Below are 24831 nucleotides of genomic sequence, written 5' to 3' on the forward strand. Positions count from 1 at the left end.
GGCACCGCACGGCAGACAGACACAGGGAGAATAGTCAATGAGCATCCGTCGCCCCAGCCTCGACCGGCTTCACAAACTTGCAAGCGTCAACCATTTCTCCATCGGTTCGGAAGAGGAGGGTTCATATACGGCGCTGTTCGACCATATTCTCGAGCAGTATGACGCTCTAGAAGCCAGCCCAGCTTCCCAAAGCGTCCCACCAACGCGAGATCCAGGCCATCGACCCGCGCCGCATGAGAATTTTTGCAACTCCTTTGTTCGTAAGCTGTCCATACGGGGCGCAAGCGAGGGCCCGCTTCACGGCAAGCGGATCGGCATCAAGGACAACATTAGCATCGCTGGCGTGCCGATGACGTGCGGTTCGGATGTTGTTGAGTTCACCCCGCAACAGGATGCAACGGTCGTGTCACGCCTGCTTTCCGCGGGAGCCGAAATCGTTGCCGTCGTGAATATGGACAATCTCGCCTTCTCTGGTGCGGGTGACACCAGCGCATATGGCCCCACGCGCAATCCACACGATAGGACCCGGCTCGCAGGTGGCTCATCGGGTGGCTCGGCCGCAGCCTTGCTCTCCGGCGAGGTCGACATCACCATCGGTGGAGACCAAGCGGGATCGATTAGGATTCCCGCGTCCTGGTGCGGTGTGGTCGGATTGAAGCCAACCTACGGGCTGGTGCCGTATACGGGCATTCTGGGATACGATCTCACCTTCGACCACACCGGTCCAATGGCACGAACGGCGCGAGAGGTGGCTGAAACGCTTGCCGCGATCGCGGGCAAGGACCCACTTGATCCGCGACAGCGGGAGGTTACTGTTGTCGACTATGTAGGCGCGCTCGACCGGAAGAACCTGAGCGGCATCAAGATAGGCATCCTACGCGAAGGTTTTGGCACGGCCGGCTCCGAGCCAGACGTTGATGCAACCGTGCTAGGCGCAGCAAAAGCGCTTGAAACGCTCGGAGCGACGATCATCGAACTTTCGTATCCCGGCCACGCAGAGGCTGGGCCGATTGTTTGGGGGGTGTTTGCCGAAGGCGTGACGGCGACCTTCCAGGGCAATGGTCATGGGCACCATTGGGATGGTGCCTACAATCCGGAACTCTCACAGGCTTTCGGCACCGGCATGCAAGAAAGGGGTGACAGAATGCCCCTACAAGCCAAATTCAATCTGATGCTCGGAACTTATCTGCGTGAAGACTACCAGGGGCGCTTCTACGCCAAGGCACAGAATATGCGAGCCACGCTGCGGGCAGGTTACGATACCTTGTTGGAACAAGTCGATATTTTGCTGATGCCGACAACGCCAATGATTGCGCACGTTTACAATCCGGACCAGTCCCCGGCAGAACTCGTGCTCGCGGGATGGAACATGGTGGCGAACACCGCACCCTTCAATATGACAGGGCATCCTGCGCTGAGCGTCCCCTGCGGGACATCCGGTGGACTACCGGTGGGCATGATGCTCGTTGGCAGGAAATTCGAAGACGACAAGCTGCTTGCTGTCGCCGATGTGTTTGAGAGGGCCTCAGCTTAGGCCGCCCGCAGGTTTTCCGCGTTCCATGACCAAGCCCTGGCCCCATCCGGCGGCCGGGACTTGGTTCGAATTGCGTTAGATGCGTCGCTCAATTGCCATTCTGGTTAGGCTCTCAAGATAGTCCATGAGTTGGACAACTTGTTCGGCGGCGTCTGCAGGAGCGTTGTGGGCAATGGACGTGACGACTTTGGCATGAAGCTTGGCGGCACCCTTCATCTGCTCCTCCCCAATATAGGCATACCAAAAACGCCGGGAGAGGCCGTGGACGGCCCTGATCGTTTTCTCGAACGTCTCGTTGTGGGTCGCCGCTGCCACCGTCTCGTGAATGGCTTTGTTCGCTTCGTAGAACTTTGCTCGATCGCCAGTGCCAGCCGCAGCGTCGATCTCGTCTGCCAATTCGATCAACCTGCGCCTCTCTGCACCAGTTGCACGTACAGAGGCAAGGCGGGCGCCGAGGTCTTCCAACGAGCGTCGTACCTCCAAAAGCTCCAATTGCTTCAAGACGTCGACCGGGGTGACCAACGCTCCCCGCCGAGGATGAACATCAATATATCCCTCAAGCTTTAGCCGTTGCAAAGCTTCCCGAACGGGAGTCCTCCCGCAACCGAGTTCCTGGCCGAGTTGCGCTTCTGAAATCATTGAGCCGGGCAAGAGGTCCTGCATCACGATCATTTCTTCGATGCGACGATACGCTTTCTCCGCCATCGATTCCTGGTCGATCTTTGCTTTCAACTTCATCTCCAATTTCACACCGTCCTCTTGCCGATGACAAATTGGCCATCGGTCCACTTTGCTTATCAGTTGTATATCAGTGGCGTCCAGTGACCGGCCGTATTTTTAGTCAATAGCTTCCACTAGGACCGGGGAAAACGAGAATGTTGCCCTGAAGTGGTGACATCATCGGCGAAGATAAAAAAAGCCCTTGCGCTCGAGAAATCATCTGACATACTAGTGGTCGCCCAGTGAGGCACTCAGCGCGAATTGCCGCAATGAAGGTCATCCGACGGCCAAGCAGCATGTCTGTTACGCGGAGAAAAAAAGCTCAGCAGAAATCAACAAAGAAACGGAGCGGGAACTATGAACATTCGAACGATATGTGCAGCTGCAACAATGTCGGCAGCGCTAGTATTCGTCAGTCCGGCCATGGCAGAGGAAGCCAAGACCGTACGCATCAATCAGGCCTTCCAGTCGTTGCTGTACCTCAGCCTCTACGTGGCACATGACGCCGGGTTCTTCGAAGAGGAGGGCGTCGATGTCAAGGTGACAACGGGTGGCGGCGGCTCGCAGGCCTGGTCGGCCGTTCTGGGCGGCAGCGCCGATTACTCAATTCAAGACCCGGTTTTCCCGACTATCAGCCGGGAACAAGGTGGACCTGGTGTCGTGGTCGGCACCATCTGCAACGCTGAGACCATCTATGCGCTTGCCAAGAACTCAGACATCAAGCTGACCGCTAATTTCTCGGACCTTCTATCTCAGGGCTACAAAATTTCGACACAACCACAGCCGGACTCCGGCTGGGCTCGTCTAACTGATCTGGCGCAGCGCCTTGATATCAAGCCATCGGGTAGCACATACACGAACGTGCAGGTGCCGATCGGCAGCGAAATGGCGTCCGTTTTTGCAGGCCAAACGGACATCGGGCTATCCTATCCGCCAGTGGTAGAGCAGGCGGAGGACCAAGGTTTGCACGTCGCGTTCTCGTTTGCTGCGGCTTCCAGACCATATCTGTTTTCGAGCCTCAACACGACACAGGCGTTCATCGAAAAAAATCCGCAGACGCATCAAAAGGTCATGAACGCCTTTGAGAAGGCGAGCCAGTATATTTATCGTCATCCGGAGGAGGCCGTTAAAATCGCCATCCGGGAGTTTCCCGACCTCGACGAGAAAATCGTCCGTAAAGCAGTCGAACGGATGATCTCCGAGCTGGCTTTTCCCGAACATGCTTTTGCAGAATACAACGCCTTCACGGCCAGTCAGAAGATGCATGTCTTCGTCGGTACGATCAAAAAGGCAGCAACGGTGGAAGATGGCCTCGATAATACGGCTGCTTTATCTGCCTATCGCACGCTGGGGCGGATCGAATGGTCCGGACCCCGTCCGATCGCCAAAACTGTAACCCAGTGACAGCGGTGATCCGGCATGTGGGAAGCACCCACGTGCCCTTTCGGAGGGGAATATCATGAATGCAGAAAACAAATCCGAGGCTCTCGGCTTAGCTGAACCTCGTGCCCGCGTAGAGGTCAAATCCGTTTCCAAATCTTTTGCAACGAAGGAAGGTACGGTTCAAGCGTTGCGCCATATCGACCTCGTCGCGCGCGACCAGGAATTCACCTGCATCGTCGGTCCAAGCGGGTGTGGAAAGAGCACACTTTTCAACATCATCGCCGGCTTGCTCGATCCGACTTCAGGCGAGGTTCTCGTTGATGGCACGCCTGTCCAAGCAGGTATTGCCGGTCGCATGGGATACATGCAGCAGAAGGACCTGCTCATTCCATGGCGTACGATCTTGCAGAACGTCACTATTGGGCTGGAGATCCAGCGACAACCGCCTGTCGAAGCCCGGGAGAAAGCCATCGCCTATTTGAAGCTCTTCGGGCTGGAAAAATATCGCGACAGCTATCCTGCAGCTCTGTCGGGCGGCATGCGCCAGCGGGTCGCGCTTATGCGCACGCTGGTCATGGGACAGGACATCATCCTTATGGACGAGCCCTTTCAGTCACTGGATTATCCGACGCGTGTCGCCCTTGAGGCCGATCTGCTTGAGATGGTTCGCGAACTGAAGCGCACAGTTCTATTTATCACCCACGATATTGAAGAAGCCGTATCCATCGCTGACAAGGTCTACATTCTGAGCAAGGGTCCCGGTACCGTGCGGGATCTTCGAACCATTCGTCTCAACATGAAACGAGAATCCCCCATCGACGCACGCAAGAACCCCGAATTCCATGTGCACTACGCTGCGATCTGGAATCAGCTCGAAGTCGTCACAGATCTGAGGAAGGAGCGCGCGCAATGACGGACGTGGTTCGAAACGAATTCTCCCTCAATGCCACTGATGAACGAAATGCGGCCCGTGAAATTGAGCGCCGTGAGCGGCGTGAAACTGTCCTCGTTCGTATTGTTCAATTGTTGATAGCGGTCTTGCTTTTTGGCGCCTGGGAATGGGGGGCGAGAACAGGCAGCATAAGCACGTTTCTGTTTGGCTCGCCCTCACAGGTTCTAAAACTCGCGATGGCCCGAATAGAGAACGGCTCTCTCCTGTACGGTGCCTACGTGACCGGACTTGAGACAATCATCGGTTTTCTTCTCGGGAGCGTGATCGGCACCGCTATCGGGCTTGGTCTCTGGTACTCACGCTTCGTTGCGCGCGTTATGGGCGTCTACATACTCGCTCTTGGCTCGGTTCCGGTGCTTGCCCTTGGCCCGCTCATTATCATCTGGTTTGGAGTCGGTATCGAATCCAAGATCATCCTGGCGACCGTCTCCTGCGTCATCGTAGCACTTCTTCAGGCCTATGAAGGAGCTCAGCAGGTCGACAAGGATCTCATCAAACTTTTGAGGTCTTTCGGCGCAACTAAGATACAGATCTTTACCAAGGTTGTTATCCCGTCCTCTTACGGGTGGGTCGTCGCTGCAGCCAAGCTGAATGTAGGTTTCGCCCTCATCGGCGCTGTGATCGGGGAGTACATTTCCTCTGAGGCGGGCCTTGGTAACATCATCCTTATTGCGGGTGCGAACTACAACATTCCGCTCGTTCTCTTGGGCATCTTCAGCCTGATGATTCTTGCCTTCGTCCTAAGCATGGCCGTGGGTGTCTTGGAGCGCTTCCTGTTGAAGTGGAAGAGCGCCGGCAGCCGCTAAAAAACAACGGTCAGGCACCCTCCGGGTGGCTGACCGGAGACATAACCAGTTGATGGGGAGCACGATGCCGAAACAACCGACCGATTACGATCTTCACCGCATTGCAGAAGCAAATCATTTTGTTCTGAGCGACGCAGAAATTGGAGCCTTCCAGCAGTCAATCGCAAAATCGCTCGCATCTTATACAACTATAGAGAACCTTTCAGACCCTCCCGACCGAACTCTGAACCGGGACAGAGGGCATGCGCCCCTTCCAGGAAAAAACGCATATGGCGCATGGGCATGGAAAACATCCATTCGCACAGGGGAAGGTGGGGCGTTGCATGGCAAACGGATTGCGATCAAGGACAATATCTCAGTTGCAGGCGTTCCGCTTCTTAACGGATCTGAGATATTGGCAGGCTACGTTCCCAACTCGGATGCCACCGTTGTATCGCGTATACTGGCAGCGGGTGCCGAGATCGCAGGAAAGGCAGTTTCCGAAAATCTCTGCTTCTCCGGTGGCTCACATACCTCATATCCAGGCCCGGTACTCAATCCGTGGGACACACAGCGGATGTCCGGCGGTTCATCGAGCGGAAACGGCGCGCTTCTTGCTGCGAATGACTGTGACATCGCGATAGGAGGAGATCAGGGGGGGTCCGTTCGCATCCCAGCATCGTGGTGCGGCGTCGTCGGCCTTAAGCCGAGCTGGGGGCTGGTTCCTTATACCGGTGCATTTCCCATCGAGCCCAGCCTCGATCACCTTGGACCTATGGCGCGAACGGTTGACGACATCGCCCTGATGCTTGACGTGATCGCCGGGAGGGATGGCCTGGATGCCCGTCAGATCGAGGTACCCCATGCACTTCCCTCATACAGCACCGCGCTCGAAGCGGACATCGCAGGCTTGCGTGTCGGCATTCTCAAGGAGGGTTTCGGATGGGAAGGGCTCTCGGATCCCGATGTTGACGACGCCGTTCGGCAGGCCACCGAGGCCTTCGGAAAGTTGGGAATGACGGTGAAACAGGTTTCCGTCCCGATGCACCTTCACGGTCTCGATATCTGGACAGGAATAGCCACTGAGGGCGCTTGGAGCGTCATGGTTCGCGACAACGTCATTGCTTACGGCTCACAAGCCCACCAGGATATCGGCCTTATCGATTTCTATCGAAAAGCCAAACTTGAGAAAGCGCAGCTCTTTTCGCCTACTGTCAAGGGTGTCATTCTACTCGGGCAGTATCTCGCCGAGCAGACCGGCGGCGTGTTCTATGCGAAGGCTCAAAATCTTCGGCGAAAGCTACGTGCAGCCTACGACCAAGCGCTCCGCGAGGTCGACATACTCGTCATGCCGACGACGCCCACCACCGCGCCACGTCACGAGCCCGAGGCTTCACTAGGACGGACCATGGAGATTGCGCTCAACATGATGCCCAACACTGCAACCTTCGACGCGACAGGCCATCCTGCCTTGTCCCTTCCTTGCGCAACGGTGGGAGGCATGCCTGTCGGCATGATGATTGTCGGTCGGCATTTTGAAGAGCATACGCTCCTAGCCGTCGCAAAAGCCTTCGAGACGCAGGCATTTCTCAATCAGATTGAACAGTCTGACGAGGCCTAAGATCCTCCCGGCCTGCCAAGAAACTACCGTTTAATCGCGTCACCGTTCTACATCGCTGGCTCGCCGCGCTCAACATGCGAACCGGCGGAAATTTGTTTGCTACGGTGTGCCCACGTTTGGAGTTCAACTTGCCCATATCCAAGATTCTCGTCGCCAACCGCTCTGAAATTGCCATTCGCGTATTCCGCGCGGCCAACGAACTCGGGATAAAGACGGTCGCAATATGGGCAGAGGAAGACAAACTCGCGTTGCACCGCTTCAAAGCCGACGAAAGCTATCAGGTCGGCCGCGGGCCGCATCTTGCTCGTGATCTCGGGCCGATCGAGAGCTATCTGTCGATCGACGAGGTGATCCGCGTCGCCAAACTTTCGGGTGCCGATGCCATACATCCAGGCTATGGCCTGCTGTCCGAGAGCCCCGAATTCGTTGATGCCTGTAACGCCGCCGGCATCATCTTCATCGGGCCGAAGCCGGATACGATGCGCCAGCTAGGCAACAAAGTCGCGGCCCGCAATCTTGCGATCTCGATCGGTGTTCCAGTCGTCCCGGCAACCGAGCCGCTTCCTGACGATATGAAGGTCGTCGCAAAGATGGCCGGGGAGATCGGCTATCCCGTGATGCTCAAGGCCTCCTGGGGCGGTGGCGGGCGCGGCATGCGCGCCATTCGTGACCCGAAGGATCTTGCTCGCGAAGTGACGGAAGCCAAGCGCGAGGCGATGGCTGCCTTCGGCAAGGACGAGGTCTATCTGGAGAAGCTCGTTGAGCGCGCCCGTCATGTCGAAAGCCAGATTCTCGGCGATACACATGGCAATGTTGTGCATCTCTTCGAGCGCGACTGCTCCATCCAGCGCCGTAACCAGAAGGTCGTTGAACGCGCGCCTGCGCCTTATCTCTCCGAAGCGCAGCGCCAGGAGCTTGCCACCTATTCGCTGAAGATCGCCGAGGCCACTAACTATATCGGTGCCGGCACCGTCGAGTATCTAATGGATGCCGATACCGGCAAATTCTACTTCATCGAGGTCAATCCGCGCATTCAGGTCGAGCATACGGTCACCGAAGTCGTCACCGGTATTGATATCGTCAAGGCGCAGATACATATTCTCGACGGCTTCGCGATCGGTACGCCGGAATCGGGCGTTCCCAAGCAGGAAGACATCAAGCTTAACGGCCACGCGCTGCAGTGCCGCATCACCACTGAGGATCCGGAGCACAACTTCATCCCGGATTATGGCCGCATCACCGCGTACCGCTCGGCATCCGGCTTCGGTATCCGTCTCGATGGCGGCACGTCCTATTCGGGCGCCATCATCACCCGCTATTACGATCCGCTGCTGGTGAAGGTCACAGCCTGGGCGCCGAACCCTTCGGAAGCTATCGCCCGCATGGACCGCGCACTGCGCGAATTCCGTATCCGCGGCGTCGCGACCAATCTGACCTTCCTCGAAGCGATCATCACACATCCGAGCTTCAAGGATAACAGCTACACCACGCGCTTCATCGACTCGACGCCGGAGCTCTTCCAGCAGGTCAAGCGCCAGGACCGCGCCACCAAGCTGCTCACCTACCTGGCCGATGTCACCGTCAACGGTCACCCGGAAGTCAAGGATCGGCCGAAGCCATCTGCCGACATTGCCGAGCCCGTCGTGCCCTATACCAATGGCGGCGGCATTCCCAACGGTACCAAGCAGCTGCTCGACAAGCTCGGTCCGAAGAAATTCGGCGAATGGATGCGCAACGAAAAGCGCGTTCTCATGACCGATACGACGATGCGCGATGCCCATCAGTCGCTGCTGGCGACCCGTATGCGCACCTATGATATCGCCCGCATCGCTGGCACCTATGCGCACTCACTGCCGAATCTCCTGTCGCTGGAATGCTGGGGTGGCGCGACTTTTGACGTCTCTATGCGTTTCCTGACTGAAGATCCGTGGGAGCGGCTCTCCCAGGTCCGTGAAGCGGCGCCTAACCTGTTGTTGCAGATGCTACTGCGCGGTGCCAATGGCGTAGGCTACACAAACTACCCGGACAATGTCGTCAAATATTTCGTCCGCCAGGCGGGGAGGGGTGGCATCGATCTGTTCCGTGTCTTCGACTGCCTCAACTGGGTGGAGAACATGCGCGTCGCGATGGATGCCGTCATCGAAGAGAACAAGATCTGTGAGGCCGCGATCTGCTACACTGGCGATATTCTGAATTCGGCGCGCCCGAAGTACGACCTGAAGTACTATACGGATCTGGCCGCCGAACTCGAAAAGAGTGGCGCGCATATCATCGCGCTGAAGGACATGGCAGGCCTGCTTAAGCCCGCCGCTGCCAAGGTGCTGTTCAAGGCGTTGCGGGAGGCGACCAGCCTGCCCATCCATTTCCACACGCATGATACGTCGGGTATTGCTGCTGCGACCGTTCTGGCGGCCGTCGATGCGGGTGTCGATGCAGTCGACGCGACGATGGATGCGTTGTCGGGCAATACCTCACAGCCCTGCCTCGGTTCCATCGTCGAAGCGCTGCGTGGTTCCGAGCGTGATCCGGGCCTCGATCCTGAGTCGATCCGCCGCATCTCCTTCTATTGGGAAGCGGTGCGTCATCAGTACGCGGCCTTTGAGAGCGATCTCAAGGGTCCGGCCTCTGAAGTCTATCTGCACGAGATGCCGGGCGGCCAGTTCACCAATCTCAAGGAGCAGGCCCGCTCGCTTGGTTTGGAGACCCGCTGGCATCGCGTGGCGCAGGCCTACGCCGACGCCAACCAGATGTTCGGCGATATCGTCAAGGTGACGCCATCCTCGAAGGTCGTCGGAGACATGGCGCTGATGATGGTCTCTCAGGATTTAACGGTCGCTGATGTCGTGAGCCCAGACAAGGAAGTCTCCTTCCCGGAGTCGGTTGTCTCGATGCTGAAGGGCGATCTCGGCCAGCCGCCATCCGGTTGGCCTGAAGCGCTGCAAAAGAAGGCGCTGAAGGGCGACAAGCCATACACCGTCCGTCCGGGCTCGCTGCTTGCAGAGGCTGATCTCGACGCGGAGCGCAAGACGATCGAGACCAAGCTCGAGCGCAAGGTTAGCGATTTCGAATTCGCTTCCTACCTGATGTATCCGAAGGTCTTCACTGACTTTGCGCTGGCGTCGGACACTTACGGCCCGGTTTCGGTACTGCCAACACCTGCCTATTTTTACGGTCTCGGCGATGGCGAGGAGCTGTTAGCCGATATTGAAAAGGGTAAGACGCTGGTTATCGTCAACCAGGCGATGAGTGCCACCGACAGCCAGGGCATGGTAACAATTTTTTTCGAGCTCAACGGCCAGCCGCGCCGCATCAAGGTACCGAACCGCGTCAACGGTACCCAAAATGCATCGGCTCGCCGAAAAGCGGAGCCGGGAGATGCTACCCATGTCGGTGCGCCGATGCCGGGCGTCATCTCCCGGGTCTTCGTCTCGCCGGGGCAGGGCATCACTGCTGGCGATGTGCTGGTATCGATCGAGGCGATGAAAATGGAAACCGCGATCCACGCCGAGAAGGACGGCACGATCGCCGAAGTTCTCGTCAAGGCCGGTGACCAGATCGATGCCAAGGACCTACTCATCGTTAGCCGGGAGTAAGGAAGCGGCCTGTGGCGAGGGCGATTTCGCGATTACTCGAGGCGACCATTTTCCCCGTTCAAAATGGCGTCGGTACCAACGTTGTTCTGCCCCGGCGATATTTTCCTTGGACATCTGAAGGGTGCTTTCAGCGTTCCAGCGACATTGGCGCAGCTGTAGCATCTCGCAATGCTCGGATAATTGCTCGGCAGGACACGCGGACGAGAAGTACATGCTCGGCGCTTGATTGCCGTCCGACGATGCTGTTTCATAGACAGGCCGGTTACGAAGCGCAGAGAAGCAGCTGTACGCCGCCGGCGGATCGGAACGCCGCATCGTTGGCGACTATTCGACGTTTGAGGGTTTGCTCCACATCTTCGATCTCGTCACTGGTAAGCCTGCAGCCTATGTGTAGGCACGGCAGGTGTACATCGATTCGTCAAATCTCAGCGGTGCAGGCTCCCGTATCTTACGAAAAAGCAGCGATGGGAACATGCAAAAAAACTCGCTACGCTATTTCTTCTCTGTCATCAGAAATGAAACGATTTGCGCCCCAACCGCTGAACCGCGCGTCGAGCAATCCGCGATCAGCAGACAGTTGACTGCTCGAGCATGAGATGGTTCACGCTGGGCGAGACGTGTCAGTTTCACGCCGGCCGGAGAGGGCTTATTTGCGTGCGGGCGGTAAGACGTGGTTCAGGAGGAACGGCTTGAGCCTGTCCCGGATGCCCCAGGCTTCCGCAAAGAGCATATAAGCGAAGCCGCGCGGATCGCGGCCTCAAGGGGTTCCAGGGCTTGTCGTCAGAGCTCTCCTACGAAGTAGTCAGATCAACCAACGCACGTAGAGGGTTTGATTCTGGCGGCATCCCAAGTTCTCATTCTGGCGAGTACTCTTCTGAGAAGAAAGATGCGATGGCCTCGAAGGCCTGCAATCTGTTTTTCTCCATCAGCACGAGATGTGTGGCTTCGCCGATCTCGACCCAGCGCCGGTATGGCGCACCCGTCAGCTTCTGAAAGATCGAAAGCGCAAGATCGATCGTGACGTCGACATCCCACTCGCCATGCACCAGCAGAGTCGGCGCGCCAATAAGAGCCGGGTCGTAAAAAGCGCGACCCTGGCGCCAGTAGTCTCGGATGTCCTGGATAGGACCATTGGAGGCGCGAAGTCGCTCCGGCGACTTTCCGGCGCTCCACGGATCCTCCGCCAGCGTCGCCTCAGCCCAAGTCTCAAACCATCCCTCTGGCACCAAGCTATCTCGCGCATTTTCAGGTGCAGTCGAAAGCCAGCGCGCTTTCGTTTCAAGTACTGGAACAAGTCGGTAGGCGTCCAGTTCTCCGCCCATGTCGATAGGAATGGGCTTGTCGCTGAGCCATTGAGGCGCGAGCAGCGCGAGCTTCACGACTTTCTCGGGGTTGTCGGCACTAAACGCTCCAGCGACGGTACCGCCCCAAGACATACCAAAAATGTTTACACGATCCAGTTGGCGATGTTGCAGGACGAAATTAACCGCGTGACCAAGATCGATGACGCCGGTTTCGGTCTTTACCACAGGTGGCGAGAGGCTTGCATCTTGTTCCATCTCGGGTGGCCGAGTGGAGTGGCCATAGCCGCGAACGTCGACGGCAAAGACGTCAAATCCGCGAGCCGCGAGAAAATCCATATAGGACATGCCCCCAAGTCGGACGTCATAAAGGCTGCCTGAAGAGTAGGTCGCACCGTGCACCATGACGACGGTCTTTTCCGGACCAAACCGTTCTACCCCGCGACGACGCTTGTTGCGCAGGTATAGGGTGATGCCGGGTGTGTCGGTGGTGATATGATGATCCTCGAATAGGATTTCTTCGAGGTTGATTATGTTGTCTGACATGATTGCTTCCTTTCAAGCGTAGGACCAGGTATAGCCGTGATCCGCGCGCGTTACGTAACCGGCGGACGAACCCGCAAAATGAGTTGCGCAGTAGAGCGCGTGATCGTCTGCGAGTATCCGGAGGATCTTCTCTCTTGAAGCGGCTGCATCCTCGGGGAACTCGCAGAAGACCGTGTTGAGGTGTGGTCTGAGGACTTGGATAGGGTGGTGGAGCACATCGCCGCCAAAAATCGCCGTTTCACTGCCCGACTTCAGCTGGATCGACATATGCCCGATGCTATGACCGCGTGTCGGGATAAACTTGAAAATATCAAGATAATCTCCGCCATCCGATCCTATGAAATCTACAAGACCGGCCTCGATGACCGGAAGAATGCTGTCTTCGAACACCCCAAGACTCGGAATATTAACGTCGTTATGGCTGGCGGGGCTGCCATAGTACTCGGCTTCTTTTCGTGGAAACACATAACGTGCGTTCGGAAACGTTGGCACCCAGCGTTCATTGTCCAGCACCGTGTTCCAACCCGAGTGGTCTACATGGAGGTGGGTGTTGAAGACGTAGTCGACGTCAGCCGGGTCCACGCCGGCCTCTTCCCGAAGCCGCTCCAGAAAAGGAATATTCTGGTCGTGAAATAGAGGGTTGAGCGGGCGTTGCTTGTGATTTCCGGAACCGGTATCGATTAGCACAAGATTGCGGGGCGTACGAACCACCCAAGTATGAACACTCTGGACCAAATCGTCCTGGTTGTCCTCCAGGTCTACGGAGGAAAGACGCTCCGAGATACCTTCGAAATCTTCCCGCTTTGCCGTTGGATAGACGAAACTTTTAGGAACGTTTCGAAGCGGTTGCTCCAGAACCCTCTGGATCGTCACTTCACCAATATGGTGGACCTTATGTTCGTGCATCATATTACCTCCAATTCTAGTGGCGTGGTCGCCAAAGAAGCTGGACAGTAACGACAGAACAGGTTAACGATCAAATCGATGAATGAAATAGCCTCAATCGATCATTTCAATTTGTGGTCTTTCGATCTCAATTTGCTCGTCGCCTTCGATGCCCTCATGCGGGACAGAAGCGTGACGAAAGCAGCCGCGCGTCTGAAGCTCCAGCAGCCGGCGATGAGCCACAATCTCGCGACGCTGCGATTATTATTTCAAGATGAACTGTTCGTGAGAACTGGCCAGACTATGCAGCCGACGCTGAGGGCGCACGCCCTCGCTCCCGTGATTCAGCAGATCCTCACGCAAGCCCACGATGCTCTGACCTCGCCGGGAGCGTTCGATCCCTCGCAGGAGTCGCACACATTTCGCATCGGCTTTTCGAGCGAGTTGGAAGTCATCTTGATGCCAGAGTTGACGACGGTCCTGAGGAAGACGGCACCAGGAATAAAATTGCTGGCGCGTGCGGCAAGTCCCGAGCAGGTTCATCGAATGCTCGACGAGGGCGTAATCGACCTCGGGGTCGGCTGCTATGGCAAGGGAAACAACCGCCACCGCCACCGGCACCTCTTCGAGCAGTCTCTGATGTGTTGTTACAACAAAGAGCTGCTGGCGTTGAGTGAGCCAGTCGATCGGACGACATATCTGAGTCTAGAGCACGTCCTGGTGTCCCAAAAAGATACCATTGAAGGGTGCCTTGACGAGGCGCTCGATAAGCTTGGCGTCAAGCTTAACGTCGCCATGGCGGCCCCTGAGTTTCTAACCGTGCTGGCTGCGGCACGGATGGCGCCGCTGCTGGCCACTCTACCGACACGTATTATCAGGCGCTTCGCTTCCACGTTCGGTTTGACAGAAAGCCCCGTGCCACTAGACCTCACTGTCAGTCCCATCGCGATGGTCTGGTCGGCTCATTCAGACCGCGAGCCAGCTGCAGAATGGCTCCGTTCCCAAGTTGCGACGCTGATCGACGCCATTGAGGCCTGACTTTTTTTCCGCAGCCTTGCCTCATCACAAAGCCGGCCTAGTGGGCATGATCGAGGTGATTAGGGACGCGGCAATCCTCGGCTTTTCGTTTCACGCCACCCAGGCCATAAGATGGACCACGCCTCAATAGCCCTCGACTCCGACCGAAATGTCCTGCACCACCCGCTCAAAGTCCTGACGCCTGACTGATGTCGGTTTCCCACCCAGAGCGCGAACAGTCGTCGCAGTCTCGGCGCGGGACGCTCAACTACGCGGCGGACCATGATGCAATCTGGTTCAGGTCACGTTTTTTCGGCGTCGTCTGCCGGTCACGTAACACCCAAGGCAAGAGGCTACGACCAGCGCTTCGAGTAATCGAAACGTCCTTGTTTGGCTAGGACAAGTCCGGTGCGGCGTTGATTTCATCCATCATGAACTCTGTGGCACAGTGGAACGGGGGTCAACATGATCGACGTATTCCACGACTGTCCCGTCAGCGTGCCGGAAGCGTGTCTTGCGCCCTACCGGCGTGGTTTGTATCGGCTCCAATTGGTCGGCCGAGCCGTTCAGGAGAGCGGCGATCATCGTCTCGAGATTGTCAACCTTTATCGTCAGCCGCGTCGCCTCAAACGGCACGCGCTTTTCGGCCGTTCCGGCGATGATCAGTACGGAAAGCTTCTCCGAACTGACGGCAGCCAGTTCCAGCTCTTGTTGCGGATAGGCGAAACGAAGACTAACGACACCGGACAGTAGCGAGCGGTAGAAATCTATCGTGCGATCAAGGACCCCCGGATCGACGAAGACGCGAACGTACGTTTCAAGTATCATCGTTCAACCTCGACAACAAAGGCTCTGGTCATCGCACTCGCTAAGTAGCTTCGATATGGACCCATCGAAGGTTCTCCTTTCTAGCGGCTTATCAAGGCGCTCATCAAGAGCCGGGGGGCTCCGTACCCATCGTTCTGCCAAAGCAGCACCATTCAGCCGATAATTTCAATCGTTAATGCAAGCTCAAAAGCTGTAAGGCTAAGAGCGTGTGGTTCGAAACGCACGCCGCCAAATCGCCCGTGCGATTTCCCTGTGTGCACAGCGGTGCGTTCAGGTAGGCCGCGTCGATCGACCGGACCGGCTTGGCATAACTGTTTTGCGTACATGCCGAACTCCGATGCGCCGCTAGAGCCGCTGCTCAAGGCACTAGAGGATCGTGCCATCTTCACTTCCAGCGCATCAGAGCGCTCGATCCGATTCGCTCACTATCGTCGAATTCGCGCCGCGACGCTTCTATGTCCTGCCAGGTATCCCTGATCCAGTTCGTGAATGCGGCCAAGGGCGGCAGCATGGATATGCCGCGCGTCGTCAGTTCGTATTCTACTCGCGGCGGTACTTCGGGATAGTAGTGACGTGCCACGAGACCGTCGCGTTCGAGACTACGAAGAGTGAGGGTCAGCATCCTTTGCGAAATGTCTGGAATGCCACGTCGTATCGCGCCGAACCGCATTGGCGCGTCAGGTGCGAGGGCGAGCATAGACACGACCAGAATAGTCCATTTGTCACCGAGACGGGCCAGCACGCTTCCGGGCGCGCATGGGGTCAGCACCGGTCCTCTTGGGGTTTCGGTGATAGGGCGACCGTTGATTTCACGCTGCACAAATGAACTCCTTCAATAGTTATCTTGATGTAACCGAGGACCAAGAATGTGCCGTCTTGCGCAGATTTTCAATTGGTCCCAGTTGGTAACTGTCAATAATTACGAAAGGTAACCGATATGGATCAGAGTGCAGAATTCCTCGTGTTCGGCGCGACCGGACAACAAGGAGGGGCTGTTGCGCGCGCACTGAAAGCGAAGGGGAGAAAAGTCCGAGCTTTTGTCCGCGATCCAGAAAGCGGTAAGGCGAGGACCTTGGCTGCCGAAGGTATTTCCTTGATAGTCGGCGATCTGTTCGATCCTGCTTCGATCGACCGGGCGATGGCCGACATTGCCGGCGTTTTCAGTGTCCAGACCAGCTCACCGGCTGGTGAAATCACGGACGAACAGGAGGTCTGGCAAGGCAAGGCCATAGCGGACAGTGCGCTTCGGCAGGGCGTTCGACATCTCGTCTATTCTTCCGGCGGGGCAGCGGGAAAGGATCCGACTGGAATGGGACATTTCGATAGCAAATCCGAGATCGAAGCCCATGTGCGAAGCCTTCCCATTAAGAGTACGATCACTCGTCCCGCAAGCTTCATGGAAATGATGCTTTTGCCCGGCATGGGGTTGCCTCAGGGCGAATTTACCTTCTTTATGCGACCAGAGCAGTCCATGCAGATGATCGCTGTAGACGACCTCGGACGAATCAACGCCGAAATCCTAGTGGCGGCGGATCGCTTCGATGGCAAGACCATTGAATTGGCCAGTGCGTCTGTGACCGGCAACGACCTGGAGCGGGCATTTACAGCCGCCGCTGGTCGGACGATCACATACAAGCGCTTTTCCGACGAATTGCTTGCCCAAAACCCTTTTCTTAACCGCCTAACTGAACTTTTAGATAGTGGTTTGCTGGCAGGAGCGGCCGATATCCCGTCGCTCGAGGGCGAGTTTGGTCATTTGACGTCACTTGATGAGTGGTTGGACGGACAGGGCAAGACGTTGTTCAAAGCGGCCTTTGTTGACGATAAGGCTCAAGTGGCGCTCCGTTAGGCAGACGGACATCACGCTGCGCTGCGGGCACCAAAAACTGTGCCCGCGACCGTCTATGTAGAGCGGCAGCCGCACGGTGGGCGGAGATTGAACGGAACCAGGAAGTCGAAAGACCGTGTTAGCCTGATGGGGAGTAGGCTAAGGTGGTTCCAGCCCTTTGGAGCGTTACGTCCCTCGAAGGGGCGTAAAGCGGATTTGGCATGTTTAACGGCCCCTGAATTGCTTGGCGCTTGCTATTTCATCTGCGGCCCGAAGGGAACGCAGGGCTTGGTCAACCTGTCTAAAAGTCAGCAGCTGAAAAAAACATCTGCGCCGTTAAATCATTGCAACCGGCGGTCCGGCGCGTTCCTCCCGCATCGCCAATGCATCCTGTTTCGGGGGACAGTTGAACCTCCGCGCATACTCACGACTGAATTGGGAGACACTATCGTAACCAACCGCTTGCGCCGTTCGCGTCACATCATTTCCCTTGAAAAGCAACTGGCGCGCAGCCTGCAGCCGCAACGCTTTTTGATATTTAAGAGGGCTGGTCGCGGTGGCGGATTTGAAGTGCCGATTGAACGAAGGGACGCTCATAGCGGCGATCTCGGCAAGCGTCTTAATGGGGATGGATTGATCAAAGTGGCTTCGCATCCATGAAACTGCTTTTCGTATCTGCGCTAAACCGCCGTCCTCCCAGACAAACTGCCGCAGGACGCCGCCGTGCCCACTCTGCAGCAGGCGATACAACAGTTCGCGCTCCCGCGGTCTGGCTAGTGCGGTGATATCACCGGGGGCATCTAGGAGCGCAAGATGTTGGTTCCAAGCGTGGAGAAGCTCAGGCGTTCCGTCTGCTATGCTGAAGCTCGACGGTTCGGAACGCGGCGACAACGGAGGCAAATCAGCTAGCAGTTCGCCCAGCAAAACGGGATCGACAGTAAGCCCGACCGCCACATACGGCTCTCGGCTCGCTGTTTCAAACAGGCACCGCGTGGCGGGTAATTCGACTAGTGAGGCGAAAGATCGCCCGGCATCCTGCTGCAGTGCTTGGTTACCGATAACGAGTTGCTTGGTCCCCTGAAGCACCAAACAGAAACCTGGTCCGCACATCGTGTTTTCTGGATCGCCGACACCGCGCGATACTGCCACGCTTATTCGCGGAACAGGCGTTGTCATCTGCGACGCGGCGAAATGTTTCAACACGCGATCGCGCATAGTCTCGAGAAAATCTTGCATTGGTCGGATCTAGCTTAAAGCCTCCATGCGAACAAGGCGATTGATCCGATTAGGCAAAGATTCGATCGGATCGGGCGTTGTTTAAGGGCAGGGAAACTCCGACATTGGGAAGCCAATAGGCGGGGAGGCGACACGAAAATGCTGCCGCCGGCGACCGCGCGGCGAGCCATCTAAGCGGTCCCGCCAAAGTGCTCTTCGCCAAGCCTACGTGCTCTGGTGGCGTAACTAAAAGAGAAAATCTGACGTGCAGTTCTATACGTCAGGTCTTCATTTCCACCGACCACCAACCAACCAGGAGAAAACAAATATGAGAGCCATGATCCTTGACGCGCCTGGCGGCCTCGATCGAATTCGACTAGCGGACGTCGAAGATGCCCGTCCACCGGCCGCCAACGAGATACGGGTCCGCTTGAAGGCCAGTTGCATAAACTATCACGATTACGGAATCGCCAGCGGCAGGGCGCCGACAGAAGACGGTCGCATCCTGCTCGCAGACGGCGCGGGCATCGTTGAAACAGTCGGCAGCGAGGTAACGGACTTCTTACCCGGTGACGCTGTGCTGACATGCATTTTTCCGCAGTGGCGTTCGGGACCGCCGCAGGTCTCGGACTTTTCGCAGACGCCAGGAGATGGCGTGCACGGGGTCGCGTGCGAAACGTTCACTGCGTCAGCGTGCCTGTTTACGAAGGTGCCGCGCGGCTACAGCATGGCGGAGGCAGCGACCGTGACGACCGCCGGCGTCACTGCATGGCGGGCATTACTGGTGAACGGACCACTCCAGGCGGGTGAAACGGTGTTGGTGCAGGGTTCGGGCGGCGTATCTCTCTACGCGCTACAGATCGCTAAGGCCCTTGGCGCTAAAGTCATTGCGACATCCTCCTCCCCGGAAAAGCTCGCTCGGCTCCGTGAGCTCGGCGCGGATCACGTCATCAACTATCGCGACAACCCGGATTGGGGCCGACTTGCCTATGAGTGGAACGGCGGCAAGGGCGTCGATCACATAATCGACGTTGGCGGACCAGCTACCCTGCCGCAGTCGATTGAAGCCGTGAAGATCGGCGGCCATATCGCGATGATCGGCCTCCTCGGCGGCTTGGAGGCCACCATCCCGATGATCCCGATATTCGCCAAACAGATCCGGCTCCAAGGCTGCCTCAACGGTAGTTGGCAGGACCAGGCCGACCTCGTTGAATTTCTCGCCACCCAAAATATCAAGCCCGTTCTAGATCGTAGTTTCAGGCTTGAGGAACTGGCAGACGCGTTCCGGTATGAGGAGTCCGGATCGCACTTCGGCAAGATTGTCATTGAGATCTGAGGCAACACAAGTCTGCGGGCGACGATGTGTCGTCACCTGCCTTCCGCGTGATGCGTTGCCAAGCTCGTCGGCAGATGGCTGTGACGGTGCCGCCCAAGTAGGAAACGCAACGACGTCCGGGCCGAAATCCTTGCATCGCTGGGTTCGTCGAAGATGGCTGCCCCCTCCGCTCAGTTCGAGACCTTCAGGAAGCCTATTCCTCGCGGAATGCGGGATGATGACCTTTCCGGCCTCGTTGAGCCCAATGGCTAAAATGTAGTAATCTGGAATGAGTTCATCAATAAGCCGCGTGAGGCTTTGTGTGATACCTACCCGTTCTGCGGGCGGTTTCCGGCGCGCCTCCTTCCGCCGCTGAATCCTCAATTGCTTTAATGCGAGCCTTCAGGGATCCAACCTCATCTGTAAGTACCTCGCGAGACATGGTCGATACTTCCTCATCTTTTTTACCAACGAAGCGGCCAAATATTCCCCCGAGTAGTCGGGATAGATCGTCCATGATCAGAAAGAGCGAGGGCACAACAACGAGCGAGAGAACCGTCGAGACGATGATGCCGCCGATCACGGCGATCGCCATCGGTGCGCGAAACGAACCACCTTCGCCGACGCCCATAGCAGATGGCAGCATTCCTGCCGACATGGCAATTGAGGTCATGATGATTGGGCGGGCGCGCTTACGACCGGCCTCCACCATTGCTTCGACGCGCCCCGATCCGTGGCGCTGCAACTCGATCGCGAAATCGACGAGGAGGATGGCGTTTTTCGTCATGATACCCATCAGCATGAGGATGCCGATCAATACGGGCATAGAAATGGGATTGTTGGTCATGAGCAACCCGACCGCCACGCCCCCGATTGCCAGCGGCAGGGAGACCAAAATGGTGAACGGCTGGATGACGTCTTTGAAGAGTAGGATCAACACCACAAGCACTAGCATCAGGCCCATCAACATGGCGTTGACGAAGCTCTGCTGCATTTCCTTCTGGAGCTTGGTGTCGCCGCTCTCCGCCAAGCGGACACTAGAAGGCATATCCGTGTCAGTGACGATTTGTAGGAAGCGGGCCGAAGCAGCATCCAGCGCGACGCCGTGTGGCAGGTCGGCGCCAATCGCGACGACGCGGTCGCGGTTGCTGCGCTTGATCGAGCTTTCAACCTCAGAATAGGTGATGTCTGCAACGGTCGACAGCGGAACGCTGCCGCCACTGCCAGCCATAATCTTCAGGGAGCGGATCGCCCGGAGGTCGCGACGCATGTCAAGCGACGCCTGAATGCGGATCGGGATCTGGCGATCGTCGAGCGAAATCTTTGCAAGTGCGGCATCAAAATCGCCAATCGTAGCAATCCGTATGGTTTCGGAGATCTGCCGGGCAGTAATGCCGAGGCGGGCAGCCTGATCTTTACGCGGGCGAACCTGCAGTTCCGGGCGGGGCAGGGCGCCGTCAGTGCTGATGTTAGCGAGAAGCGGCTCGGCGCGCAGCTTTGATTCAAGAATGGCGACGGCAGCACTGAGATCGCGCTCGTCTTTGGAGAGGAAGTTGAACGACAAGTCGCGTTCGTTGCCTTCATTTAACTTTACGATGCGAACGTCTGGGATATTGTCGATCTTGGCGAAAACGTCTTTTTCGATATCCCATTGTGGGCGGTCACGGCCATGAACATCAACCTTCGGCAAATGCCGGCCAATAACAGGGATTGACCCCAGCACGTCATTGAATAGCTTTTTAGCCAGCGAATGGTCGGGCTTGAACAACGACACGGTGATCGTTGCCCGTCGCACCTCGAGCTCTCCCTTCGGCGAAGCCCCTCCGAGAATCAGCACGCTTTCCACACCATCGATACTTTTGATACGATCATATATCGCCATGCTTGTTCGCTCCGTGTCTTGCAGCGTCGCATTCGGAGGCAATTCGATCGAGAGCACAACGCGGGACGTGTCGTCCACGGGCATGAAGGTGCTGGGAACCTGCAAAAGTAAAAACACGGAAGCAACCAGAAAGCCAACGGCCGCCATGAGGGTGGCATATCTGCGCCACCACTGCCCTGTTGTGGCTCGCACCAGCCGCGTATATCCACGCAATAATACGCTATCGTTATCGTGATGATCTTCCAAGGCGTCTTCGGCGCGCATCAAATAGGCCGCCATCATCGGCGTGATCAAACGTGCGACAACGAGCGAGAAGGTTACAGAGAAGGCGACGGTCAGTCCGAACTGAATAAAGTACTGACCAGGGATACCGGGCATGAGGGAAACCGGCACGAACACAGCGATAATCGTGGACGTGGTAGCGATCACGGCAAGGCCGATTTCATCGGCTGCCTCTATTGCAGCCCGGTAAGGTGTCTTGCCCATTTTGATGTGGCGGGCGATGTTTTCGATCTCAACGATTGCGTCATCGACGAGAATACCAGTCGCGAGCGTCAGGGCGAGAAAGCTGACGAGGTTCAACGAAAAACCCAGTAAGTCCATGATCCAGAAGGTCGGGATAACAGAGAGCGGCAAGGCAATCGCGGAAATGATGGTGGCGCGCCAATTCCTAAGGAACAGAAAAACGACGAAAATTGCGAGCAACGCACCTTCTAACAAGGTGTCCATAGCGGCTTCGTAGTTGCCGTATGTGAAGTACACCGGATCATCCACCAGCTCGATGCCGACATTCGGATTACTGGCGCGGACTCTGTCCAGGCTTTGAGCGACGGTTTTGGAAACACTGACATCGCTGGCACCTTTGGCGCGGAAGACACCGAAAGTTACGACAGGAGTGCCTTTGAAGAGCGAGAAAGACTTCGGCTCCTCAAAGGTGTCTTTTACAGCGCCCACGTCCTTCAGCTTGACGAAGCGTCCACTCGGTAACGCAATTGTCGTGTTGGCCAATTCGCCGACATCGCGGGCGTCGCCGAGGACGCGGATCGCCTGTTCGCTGCCAGCGAGCTGACCGCGGCCAGAACCTAGATCGACGTTGGTTCCCCGTAACTGTTGGTCCACGCTAGCGGCGGTGATGCCATATGCATTCAGCTTGCCAGGATTGAGTTCAATACGTACTTCGCGATCGGCACCGCCGTAGCGGTCGATGCGGCCAACGCCCGATTGGCCCTGCAACGAGCGCTTGATCGTGTCGTCGACGAACCAGGATAGTTCTTCGATCGACATATTCGGTGACGATACAGCGAACGTTTGAATCGCCTGACCTTCGACATCAACCTTGGCAACGACCGGCTCTTCGACGTTGGCTGGGAGATCGCTGCGAATGCGGTCAATCGCATCCTTTGTGTCCTGCACGGCCTGTTCCGTCGGCACTTCCATGCGGAACATTACTGACGTCACTGACTGACCGTCTGTGACTGTAGACTGGATTTCGTCTACCCCGGTAAGAGATGCGACAGCGTCCTCAATTTCTTTTGTTACCTGCGTCTCCAACTCCGCGGGGGATGCTCCGCTTTGTGACACGACAATTGAGACGAGGGGCACGTCAATATTGGGGAAATGCGTAATCGGCAACTTGTTGAAGGACTGGATCCCAAGAACCAGAAGCACGCTAAAAAACAATAATGGCGCAATCGGATTGCGAATAGACCAAGCTGAAAAATTCATCGATCCATCTCCCTATGGGAAGCGTCGGACGGTTCTGGAACGGCGTTGATCCGATCACCGTCGCGAACATAGGCGCCGGCCTTGGCAACAACTTCGTCGCCTTCCTTCAGACCGTTCAAAATTTCGACATATGAACCATCTTGAATGCCGGTTTCGATTGCCGCGAATGTGACAACGCCGTTTTCCACTCTGCGAGTTGATGTTCCCTCGCTTGATGTCAGAACCGCAGATAGCGGAAGAGCTACGTTTTCAGTTTCAGCAACAATGACCTCCGCGCTCCCGTACATGCCTGCGCGTGCCTTGCTTTCGTCGCTTAAAACAATATGGACGAAGCCAAGACGGGTTATGGGATCGATCGTGGGCGAGACAAGGCGAACAAGGCCAGCAACCTGCTCGCGGCCGCCGGAGAGCGAAATACTCGCTTGTTGGCCAGCGCTAATCCTTGAAATGTCGTCTTCGCCAACGTCGGCGACAAGCTCGATTTCGCCGTCACGAATGATCGTGAAGAGCGGGTCGTTGTTGCCAAAAGCGATGCTGCCGACCTTGGCATTTCTGGAAGCAATTGTCCCCGCAACAGGGGCCGTCACATCGGTTCTTGTAAGTTTCAGTTCGACATCGGCAATCTCGGTCTCGATGATCTTCAACTCCGAAAGGGCGACTTGGACGGCGTGCTCGGCAGAACTGACCCGAGCCTCCATGGTGGCTGCGACCGCATCTGCTTCTTCGACCGAAGCAACGGAGACCGACCCAGTCTTGCCCATTTTACGAGATCGGTTCTGCTGCCTCTGGGCCTGTTCCGCATTCGCTCGTGCCTCGGCGAGTTGCGCGCGAAGTTGAGCTACATTTGCCTCGTTCCTTGCGCTGGTCGCCTGCTTTCGGCTCTTCTCCAGAATTAGAGCATCGGGATTCAAGGTAGCAAGAGTGCTTCCTGCGGCGACCTTATCCCCAATGTCGACGTTCAGGGTGCCGATCAAGAGCCCATCGACTTGGGGCTGAATGTAGATTTCAGCGACCGGGCGGATAGTGCCAGAGGCGGCTACCCTGTCCACCAACGATCGCAGCTTTGCGGTGGTGACCACGATGGACGGCAGGCTCTGGCTCGATGTTGGCTTCTCGGCCGCCTGCAAATACGATGGTGCCGCGACTATAAGCGTTGCGAATACGATTGACGCGCGAACTGCCCCGAATGAAATTGTCATATTGTGCCTCCAGTGGGCCGACAACGACCTGAATGCGAACTATCGGGTCGACGCGCATCTATGTGTATAATACATATTTATAGGTTTGCGCTGGTGACGTCAATGTATTGCTTGCATAATACACATGATTTCGTAGACCTGCTCGTCTCGGATCCCCCGGGCGCGCCACTGGCGGAGACCATTTTCAGCGGACTTGTCCCCGTCACAAAAGATCTGGAGACGGCTATGGCGTGTTCCACACATACGTAGGGTCATGCTGTTAACAACGATGCCGAGGGCATGCACAAGCTCGTAGTTGAACAGGGAGCGGGATTGCATTGCTAATCCACAAGATCAATGAAACGGACTATTGACGCATGACGAACGGGTCCACATTCACAATGCGCCAAAACAGACCACAAGGTTTGCGAGGGAAGGCGATGCAAGCGCTGGGTTGAAGGGCAAACAGGATTCGGTATGCTGTTGTAATCGTTGGAAAGATGTAGAAATGCTCTTCTGCTTC

17 protein-coding genes are annotated in these 24831 nt (G+C 56.7%); 9 read left to right on the top strand and 8 right to left on the bottom strand.

Annotated elements, in window-relative coordinates; translation table 11 throughout:
- Positions 1–37: 37 nt before the first annotated feature.
- Complete coding sequence (locus tag ATO67_RS14110; RefSeq protein WP_067650192.1) at positions 38–1534, top strand: amidase; 1497 nt, start codon at positions 38–40, stop codon at positions 1532–1534.
- A 75-nt stretch (positions 1535–1609) separates the two neighbouring features.
- On the opposite strand, the gene ATO67_RS14115 is transcribed toward ATO67_RS14110, so the two are convergent.
- Complete coding sequence (locus tag ATO67_RS14115; protein ID WP_067650195.1) at positions 1610–2272, bottom strand: GntR family transcriptional regulator; 663 nt, start codon at positions 2270–2272, stop codon at positions 1610–1612.
- A gap of 339 nt (positions 2273–2611) precedes the next feature.
- Between ATO67_RS14115 and ATO67_RS14120 the strand changes: the two genes are divergently transcribed.
- The 5 genes from ATO67_RS14120 (at position 2612) to pyc (ending at position 10588) form a co-directional block, all read left to right on the top strand.
- On the top strand, positions 2612–3658 hold the full coding sequence (locus tag ATO67_RS14120; protein ID WP_082760279.1) for an ABC transporter substrate-binding protein: 1047 nt from the start codon (positions 2612–2614) through the stop codon (positions 3656–3658).
- Positions 3659–3713: 55 nt separating this feature from the next.
- A complete protein-coding gene (locus ATO67_RS14125; protein ID WP_067650203.1) occupies positions 3714–4550 on the top strand; it encodes an ABC transporter ATP-binding protein in 837 nt (278 codons plus the stop codon).
- Positions 4547–5395, top strand: coding sequence for an ABC transporter permease (locus tag ATO67_RS14130; RefSeq protein ID WP_067650206.1), 849 nt, complete (start codon positions 4547–4549; stop codon positions 5393–5395). The genes ATO67_RS14125 and ATO67_RS14130 overlap by 4 nt, the downstream gene beginning before the upstream one ends.
- A gap of 64 nt (positions 5396–5459) precedes the next feature.
- On the top strand, positions 5460–6995 hold the full coding sequence (locus ATO67_RS14135) for an amidase (RefSeq protein ID WP_067650209.1): 1536 nt from the start codon (positions 5460–5462) through the stop codon (positions 6993–6995).
- A gap of 128 nt (positions 6996–7123) precedes the next feature.
- The gene (pyc, locus tag ATO67_RS14140) at positions 7124–10588 is read left to right on the top strand and encodes a pyruvate carboxylase (RefSeq protein WP_067650704.1); all 3465 of its coding nucleotides are present in this window, start codon (positions 7124–7126) and stop codon (positions 10586–10588) included.
- Positions 10589–11442: 854 nt separating this feature from the next.
- Here the strand turns inward: pyc and ATO67_RS14145 are convergent.
- Entirely contained in the window at positions 11443–12435 is a 993-nt protein-coding gene (locus ATO67_RS14145) for an alpha/beta hydrolase (RefSeq protein WP_067650212.1), read from the bottom strand.
- A gap of 12 nt (positions 12436–12447) precedes the next feature.
- Positions 12448–13344: an MBL fold metallo-hydrolase gene (locus tag ATO67_RS14150; RefSeq protein WP_067650214.1), complete on the bottom strand. Its 897-nt coding sequence runs from the start codon at positions 13342–13344 to the stop codon at positions 12448–12450.
- Positions 13345–13419: 75 nt separating this feature from the next.
- Between ATO67_RS14150 and ATO67_RS14155 the strand changes: the two genes are divergently transcribed.
- Positions 13420–14358: a LysR family transcriptional regulator gene (locus ATO67_RS14155; protein WP_067650217.1), complete on the top strand. Its 939-nt coding sequence runs from the start codon at positions 13420–13422 to the stop codon at positions 14356–14358.
- A gap of 408 nt (positions 14359–14766) precedes the next feature.
- Here ATO67_RS14155 and ATO67_RS14160 read toward each other — a convergent pair whose 3' ends face one another.
- Together ATO67_RS14160 and ATO67_RS14165 are read right to left on the bottom strand one after the other, a co-directional pair.
- Positions 14767–15165 carry a VOC family protein gene (locus ATO67_RS14160; RefSeq protein ID WP_067650220.1) on the bottom strand — a complete coding sequence of 133 codons (399 nt, stop codon included), beginning with the start codon at positions 15163–15165 and terminating at the stop codon, positions 14767–14769.
- A 385-nt stretch (positions 15166–15550) separates the two neighbouring features.
- Entirely contained in the window at positions 15551–15985 is a 435-nt protein-coding gene (locus tag ATO67_RS14165; protein WP_067650223.1) for a winged helix-turn-helix transcriptional regulator, read from the bottom strand.
- Between the two features lie 117 nt (positions 15986–16102).
- Between ATO67_RS14165 and ATO67_RS14170 the strand changes: the two genes are divergently transcribed.
- Entirely contained in the window at positions 16103–17014 is a 912-nt protein-coding gene (locus tag ATO67_RS14170) for an NmrA/HSCARG family protein (protein ID WP_067650226.1), read from the top strand.
- A 315-nt stretch (positions 17015–17329) separates the two neighbouring features.
- On the opposite strand, the gene ATO67_RS14175 is transcribed toward ATO67_RS14170, so the two are convergent.
- Complete coding sequence (locus ATO67_RS14175) at positions 17330–18229, bottom strand: AraC family transcriptional regulator (RefSeq protein ID WP_067650229.1); 900 nt, start codon at positions 18227–18229, stop codon at positions 17330–17332.
- 307 nt (positions 18230–18536) lie between these two features.
- On the opposite strand from ATO67_RS14175, the gene ATO67_RS14180 reads away from it, so the two are divergent.
- Positions 18537–19544, top strand: coding sequence for a zinc-dependent alcohol dehydrogenase family protein (locus ATO67_RS14180; RefSeq protein ID WP_067650232.1), 1008 nt, complete (start codon positions 18537–18539; stop codon positions 19542–19544).
- A gap of 277 nt (positions 19545–19821) precedes the next feature.
- Here the strand turns inward: ATO67_RS14180 and ATO67_RS14185 are convergent, their stop codons facing one another.
- Both ATO67_RS14185 and ATO67_RS14190 read right to left on the bottom strand, forming a co-directional pair.
- Positions 19822–23130 carry an efflux RND transporter permease subunit gene (locus ATO67_RS14185; protein WP_067650235.1) on the bottom strand — a complete coding sequence of 1103 codons (3309 nt, stop codon included), beginning with the start codon at positions 23128–23130 and terminating at the stop codon, positions 19822–19824.
- Complete coding sequence (locus tag ATO67_RS14190; protein WP_067650242.1) at positions 23127–24329, bottom strand: efflux RND transporter periplasmic adaptor subunit; 1203 nt, start codon at positions 24327–24329, stop codon at positions 23127–23129. The genes ATO67_RS14185 and ATO67_RS14190 overlap by 4 nt, the downstream gene beginning before the upstream one ends.
- Between the last annotated feature and the right edge of the window lie 502 nt (positions 24330–24831).

The sequence above is a fragment of the Agrobacterium bohemicum genome (assembly GCF_001562555.1).
GTDB classification, from domain to species: domain Bacteria; phylum Pseudomonadota; class Alphaproteobacteria; order Rhizobiales; family Rhizobiaceae; genus Agrobacterium; species Agrobacterium bohemicum.

What these genes read in the sequence shown, in the direction of transcription:
- ATO67_RS14125 (WP_067650203.1), top strand. Translation starts at nt 3,714, where the DNA reads ATGAATGCAGAAAACAAATCCGAGGCTCTCGGCTTAGCTGAACCTCGT.
- ATO67_RS14180 (WP_067650232.1), top strand. Translation starts at nt 18,537, where the DNA reads ATGAGAGCCATGATCCTTGACGCGCCTGGCGGCCTCGATCGAATTCGA.
- ATO67_RS14110 (WP_067650192.1), top strand. Translation starts at nt 38, where the DNA reads ATGAGCATCCGTCGCCCCAGCCTCGACCGGCTTCACAAACTTGCAAGC.
- ATO67_RS14150 (WP_067650214.1), bottom strand. Translation starts at nt 13,344, where the DNA reads ATGATGCACGAACATAAGGTCCACCATATTGGTGAAGTGACGATCCAG.
- ATO67_RS14145 (WP_067650212.1), bottom strand. Translation starts at nt 12,435, where the DNA reads ATGTCAGACAACATAATCAACCTCGAAGAAATCCTATTCGAGGATCAT.
- ATO67_RS14190 (WP_067650242.1), bottom strand. Translation starts at nt 24,329, where the DNA reads ATGACAATTTCATTCGGGGCAGTTCGCGCGTCAATCGTATTCGCAACG.
- ATO67_RS14155 (WP_067650217.1), top strand. Translation starts at nt 13,420, where the DNA reads ATGAATGAAATAGCCTCAATCGATCATTTCAATTTGTGGTCTTTCGAT.
- ATO67_RS14135 (WP_067650209.1), top strand. Translation starts at nt 5,460, where the DNA reads ATGCCGAAACAACCGACCGATTACGATCTTCACCGCATTGCAGAAGCA.
- ATO67_RS14115 (WP_067650195.1), bottom strand. Translation starts at nt 2,272, where the DNA reads ATGAAGTTGAAAGCAAAGATCGACCAGGAATCGATGGCGGAGAAAGCG.
- ATO67_RS14160 (WP_067650220.1), bottom strand. Translation starts at nt 15,165, where the DNA reads ATGATACTTGAAACGTACGTTCGCGTCTTCGTCGATCCGGGGGTCCTT.
- ATO67_RS14175 (WP_067650229.1), bottom strand. Translation starts at nt 18,229, where the DNA reads ATGCAAGATTTTCTCGAGACTATGCGCGATCGCGTGTTGAAACATTTC.
- ATO67_RS14130 (WP_067650206.1), top strand. Translation starts at nt 4,547, where the DNA reads ATGACGGACGTGGTTCGAAACGAATTCTCCCTCAATGCCACTGATGAA.
- ATO67_RS14185 (WP_067650235.1), bottom strand. Translation starts at nt 23,130, where the DNA reads ATGAATTTTTCAGCTTGGTCTATTCGCAATCCGATTGCGCCATTATTG.
- ATO67_RS14120 (WP_082760279.1), top strand. Translation starts at nt 2,612, where the DNA reads ATGAACATTCGAACGATATGTGCAGCTGCAACAATGTCGGCAGCGCTA.
- ATO67_RS14170 (WP_067650226.1), top strand. Translation starts at nt 16,103, where the DNA reads ATGGATCAGAGTGCAGAATTCCTCGTGTTCGGCGCGACCGGACAACAA.